The organism is Kribbella sp. VKM Ac-2568, assembly GCF_004345365.1.
Lineage (GTDB): Bacteria > Actinomycetota > Actinomycetes > Propionibacteriales > Kribbellaceae > Kribbella > Kribbella orskensis.
The window spans coordinates 1-1,418 of the sequence record NZ_SLVF01000039.1 but is presented as its reverse complement, the minus strand read 5'-3'; the positions used below and the strand labels follow the sequence as shown (position 1 = coordinate 1,418).

Sequence of the window (1,418 nt, the reverse complement as noted above, 5' to 3'; positions counted from 1 at the left end):
GGTCAAGTCCAGCGGAGTGGTGTAGCGGTCGTGTCGCGTGATCCTTGGGTTGGTTAGGCGCTGAGCGCCTTCAGGTCGGTGTCGGTGTGCGCCTCATCGGTGGTGTCGAGGAGGGTGATGCGGGACTTGGCGAGGACGTCGAGGCCGAGGTAGCGGCGGCCCTCGATCCAGTCGTCGTGCTGTTCGGCAAGGACGGCGCCGACGAGACGGATCAGGGCGCCTCGGTCGGGGAAGATGCCGACCACGTCGGTGCGGCGGCGGATCTCGCGGTTGAGGCGTTCTTGGGGGTTGTTGGACCAGATTTGTCGCCAGATCTCTTTGGGGAACGCGGTGAACGCGAGCACGTCGGCGCGGGCGGTCTCGAGGTGGTCGACGACCGCGGGCAGCTTGTCGGCCAGGGCGTCCAGGACGCGGTCGAACTGTTCGTGCACCGCGTCCTTGTCGGGTTGGTCGTAGACCGAGTGCAGCAGCGTCTTCACCCACGGCCAGGAGGCCTTCGGCGTCACGGACATGAGGTTCGCGGCGTAGTGGGTCCGGCAGCGCTGCCACGACGCGCCGGGCAGGGTGGCGCCGATCGCCGCGGTCAGGCCGCTGTGGGCGTCGCTGGTGACCAAGCGGACGCCGGTCAGGCCGCGGGCGGTCAGGTCGCGCAGGAACGCCAGCCAGCCGGCGCCGTCCTCGGCCGAAGTGACTTCCACGCCAAGGATTTCGCGGTGCCCGTCGCCGTTGACGCCAGTCGCCACCAGGGCGTGCACGTTGACGACCCGGCCGCCTTCGCGGACCTTCAACACCAGCGCGTCCGCGGCCACGAACGTGTACGGGCCTTGGTCGAGTGGGCGGGTCCGGAACTGGTGGACCTGCTCGTCGAGCTCGGCGGCCATCACCGACACCTGCGACTTGCTCAACCTGGTGATGCCGAGAGTCTCGACCAGCTTCTCCATCCGCCGCGTACTGACCCCGAGCAGGTAGCAGGTCGCCACCACCGTCGTCAGGGCCCGTTCAGCCCGCCGGCGCCGCTCCAGCAGCCAGTCAGGAAAGTACGACCCCGAACGGAGCTTGGGGATCGCCACGTCCAAGGTGCCGGCGCGGGTGTCGAAGTCGCGGTGCCGGTACCCGTTGCGGGAGTTCACCCGCTCGCTGCTGGGCAGGCCGTACGGGGCGCCGCAGACCGCGTCGGCCTCCGCCGACATGAGCGCCTGGATAAACCTGGTCAACATGTCACGCAACAGATCCGGCGACGCGGTGGTCAGCTGGTCGTGGAGGAACTCGGCAGGGTCGATACTGGTGTTCGCGGTCATCGCGTTCTTCTCCTTCAGAAGTCTGTGAGAGGTCTTCCAAAGGATCACGCGATGACCGCTTTCACACGTCTACGCCACGCCCATCCGGGCCTGCCGTACACCACTCTGCTGGACGCCACT

General features: G+C 67.8%; 1 protein-coding gene. It reads right to left on the bottom strand.

Annotated elements, in window-relative coordinates:
• Positions 1–53 precede the first annotated feature (53 nt).
• Entirely contained in the window at positions 54–1,298 is a 1,245-nt protein-coding gene (locus EV648_RS42320) for an IS256 family transposase (protein ID WP_132302124.1), read from the bottom strand.
• Between the last annotated feature and the right edge of the window lie 120 nt (positions 1,299–1,418).